General features: G+C 62.2%; 7 protein-coding genes. All 7 read left to right on the top strand.

The genetic code is table 11. The features are described 5' to 3' along the window. Positions 1-147 (top strand): 30S ribosomal protein S10 (gene rpsJ / locus AC1DX0_RS33390; RefSeq protein ID WP_127413704.1); only part of this gene is annotated, 147 nt, incomplete at its 5' end. Between the two features lie 61 nt (positions 148-208). Continuing rightward, complete coding sequence (gene rplC / locus AC1DX0_RS33385) at positions 209-922, top strand: 50S ribosomal protein L3 (protein WP_477358626.1); 714 nt, start codon at positions 209-211, stop codon at positions 920-922. Further along, positions 922-1,542, top strand: a complete 621-nt coding sequence (rplD, locus tag AC1DX0_RS33380; RefSeq protein WP_027057017.1) for a 50S ribosomal protein L4 — start codon at positions 922-924, stop codon at positions 1,540-1,542. The genes rplC and rplD overlap by 1 nt, the downstream gene beginning before the upstream one ends. Next, a complete protein-coding gene (locus tag AC1DX0_RS33375; protein WP_027028839.1) occupies positions 1,539-1,832 on the top strand; it encodes a 50S ribosomal protein L23 in 294 nt (97 codons plus the stop codon). The genes rplD and AC1DX0_RS33375 overlap by 4 nt, the downstream gene beginning before the upstream one ends. A gap of 22 nt (positions 1,833-1,854) precedes the next feature. Next, on the top strand, positions 1,855-2,688 hold the full coding sequence (gene rplB, locus AC1DX0_RS33370; protein ID WP_172229142.1) for a 50S ribosomal protein L2: 834 nt from the start codon (positions 1,855-1,857) through the stop codon (positions 2,686-2,688). A 16-nt stretch (positions 2,689-2,704) separates the two neighbouring features. Beyond that, positions 2,705-2,983 carry a 30S ribosomal protein S19 gene (rpsS, locus tag AC1DX0_RS33365; RefSeq protein ID WP_477358624.1) on the top strand — a complete coding sequence of 93 codons (279 nt, stop codon included), beginning with the start codon at positions 2,705-2,707 and terminating at the stop codon, positions 2,981-2,983. A 2-nt stretch (positions 2,984-2,985) separates the two neighbouring features. Next, on the top strand, positions 2,986-3,316 hold a 331-nt coding region (rplV, locus tag AC1DX0_RS33360; RefSeq protein WP_477358622.1), incomplete at its 3' end, for a 50S ribosomal protein L22.

Below are 3,316 nucleotides of genomic sequence, written 5' to 3'. Positions count from 1 at the left end.
CCTCACGTCGACAAGAAGAGCCGCGAGCAGTTCGAGATGCGCACGCACAAGCGTCTGCTCGACATCGTCGATCCGACCCCGCAGACCGTSGAYGCKYTGATGAAGCTCGATCTGGCCGCCGGYGTCGACGTCGAGATCAAGCTCTAAGGGAATGAGAGCGCGGTAAGGGGCGGTGCCCCTGGCCCGGAACTCTAAAGGAATTGAACCGATGCGTTCAGGTGTGATTGCAAAGAAGGTGGGAATGACCCGCATCTACAACGATGCCGGGGAACATGTTCCCGTCACAGTTCTCCAGATGGAGAACTGCCAGGTCGTGGCGCAGCGCACGCAGGAGAAGAAYGGCTAYACCGCCGTYCAGCTCGGCGTTGGCCTYGCCAAGGTGAAGAAYACGTCGAAGGCGATGCGCGGCCATTTCGCGACCGCTTCCGTCGAGCCSAAGGCSAAGGTYGCCGAGTTCCGCGTCTCSGCCGACAACATGATCGATGTCGGCGCCGAGATYACCGTCGAGCAYTWCGTCGCCGGCCAGAAGGTCGATGTGACGGGCACGACGATCGGTAAGGGCTTCCAGGGCGTCATCAAGCGCCACCACATGGGTGGTGGCCGCGCGACGCACGGTAACTCGGTCTCGCACCGTACGCACGGTTCGACCGGCCAGCGCCAGGACCCGGGCAAGGTGTTCAAGGGCAAGCATATGGCTGGCCACATGGGCGACACCCGCGTCACCACACAGAATGTCGAGATCGTTTCGACCGACGCCGATCGCGGCCTGATCCTGATCCGCGGTGCGGTTCCCGGATCGAAGGGCGCCTGGATCCTGGTCCGCGATGCGGCCAAGGTGGCACTGCCGGCCAATGCGCCGAAGCCTGCCGCGATCCGCGCCGTTGCCAAGAACGAGGCTCCGGCCGCAGAGGGAGCAGAATAATGGATCTCAAGATCACAACGCTCGGCGGTAAAGACGCCGGCAAGGTGGAACTCTCCGAGGAGATTTTCGGCCTTGATCCGCGCGAGGACATCCTGCAGCGCGTCGTGCGCTGGCAGCTTGCCAAGAAGCAGCAGGGCACGCACAAGGCCAAGGGCCGCGCCGAAATCGCGCGTACCGGCGCCAAGATGTACAAGCAGAAGGGTACGGGCCGCGCCCGTCACCACTCGGCACGCGCTCCGCAGTTCCGCGGCGGCGGCAAGGCCCACGGCCCGGTCGTTCGCAGCCATGAGCATGAACTCCCCAAGAAGGTTCGTGCGCTTGGCCTCAAGCATGCTCTCTCGGCCAAGGCCAAGAGCGCGTCGATCATCATCATCGACGAGCTGAAGCTGACCGAAGCCAAGACGAAGGCGCTGATCGCGAATTTCGCGACGCTGGGCCTGACCAACGCCCTGTTGATTGGCGGCGCCGAGCTTGACAAGAACTTCAAGCTGGCAGCCACCAACATCCCCAACATCGACGTGCTGCCCATCCAGGGCATCAACGTCTACGACATTCTGCGCCGCGGCACGCTGGTCCTTTCGAAGGCCGCCGTCGAGGCTCTCGAGGAGCGCTTTAAATGACMGACCTTCGTCATTACGACGTGATCGTCTCGCCGGCGATCACCGAAAAGTCGACCATGGCCTCCGAGAACAACCAGGTCGTCTTCAACGTCGCCAAGAAGGCGTCGAAGCCGGAAATCAAGGCCGCCGTCGAAGCGCTGTTTGGCGTCAAGGTGATGGCCGTGAACACGCTTGTCCGCAAGGGCAAGATCAAGCGCTTCCGTGGCACGGTTGGCCGCCAGAGCGACGTCAAGAAGGCGATTGTGACACTGGCCGATGGCCAGTCGATCGACGTCGCGACGGGTCTCTGAGCAAGGCCGCGAGGACAGAACAATGGCACTGAAAAAATTCAACCCGGTAACGCCGAGCACCCGCCAGCTGGTCATCGTCGACCGCTCGGGCCTCTACAAGGGCAAGCCCGTCAAGGGTTTGACCGAGGGCCTGACCAAGTCGGGCGGCCGCAACAATCACGGTCGTATCACCGCACGCTTCATCGGTGGTGGTCACAAGCGTTCGTACCGCATCATCGACTTCAAGCGTCGCAAGTTCGACGTTGTCGGCACGGTCGAGCGTATCGAGTATGATCCGAACCGCACCGCCTTCATCGCGCTGATCAAGTATGATGATGGCGAGCTGTCCTACATCATTGCTCCGCAGCGTCTGGCTCCCGGCGACAAGATCGTGGCCGGCGAATCGGTTGACGTGAAGCCGGGCAACGCGATGCCGCTGGCCTCGATGCCGGTCGGCACCATCGTCCACAACATTGAGCTGAAGCCGGGCAAGGGCGCCCAGGTCGCTCGTTCGGCAGGCGGCTACGGCCAGCTGGTCGGTCGTGACCAGGGCATGGCGATCCTGCGCCTCAATTCGGGCGAGCAGCGTGTCGTTCACGGCTCCTGCATGGCTACCGTCGGTGCCGTGTCCAATCCGGACCATGGCAACATCAACGACGGCAAGGCCGGCCGCACTGTTTGGCGTGGCAAGCGCCCGCACAATCGCGGCGTGACCATGAACCCGGTTGACCACCCGCACGGCGGCGGCGAAGGCCGCACCTCCGGTGGTCGCCATCCGGTCAGCCCGTGGGGCAAGCCGACCAAGGGCAAGAAGACGCGGTCCAATAAGGCGACCGACAAGTTCATCCTGCGCTCGCGCCATCAGCGCAAGAGCTAAGAAGAGGTAACGCCAAGTGACTCGTTCTATTTGGAAAGGCCCCTTCATCGACGGCTACCTTCTCAAGAAGGTGGACAGGGTTCGTGAAGGTGGTCGCAATGAGGTGATCAAGATGTGGAGCCGTCGCTCCACCATCCTGCCGCAGTTCGTCGGCTTCACCTTCGGTGTCTAYAACGGCCAGAAGCATGTTCCCGTTKCGGTCAACGAGGACATGGTCGGTCACAAGTTCGGTGAATTCGCTCCGACCCGGACCTATTACGGTCACGGCGCGGATAAGAAGGCGAAGAGGAAATAATCATGGGCAAGGCCAAAGCTCCGCGCAGGCTTGCTGATAACGAAGCGCGCGCCGTATTGCGCACGATCCGTATCAGCCCGCAGAAGCTGAACCTCGTTGCCGCGCTCATCCGCGGCAAGAAGGTCGCGACAGCGCTTTCCGACCTCGAATTCTCGGCCAAGCGGATTTCCGGCACGGTCAAGAAGACGCTGGAATCGGCGATTGCCAACGCGGAAAACAACCACGACCTGGATGTCGATGCGCTGATCGTGGCGGAAGCCTATGTCGGCAAGTCGATCGTCATGAAGCGGTTCCATGCCCGCGGTCGTGGTCGCGCCAGCCGTATCGAGAAGC

This window comes from Mesorhizobium sp. P3_A9, assembly GCF_056402975.1.
The sequence above is the reverse complement of the archived record's forward strand: the minus strand, read 5'-3'. Positions and strand labels throughout refer to the sequence as shown.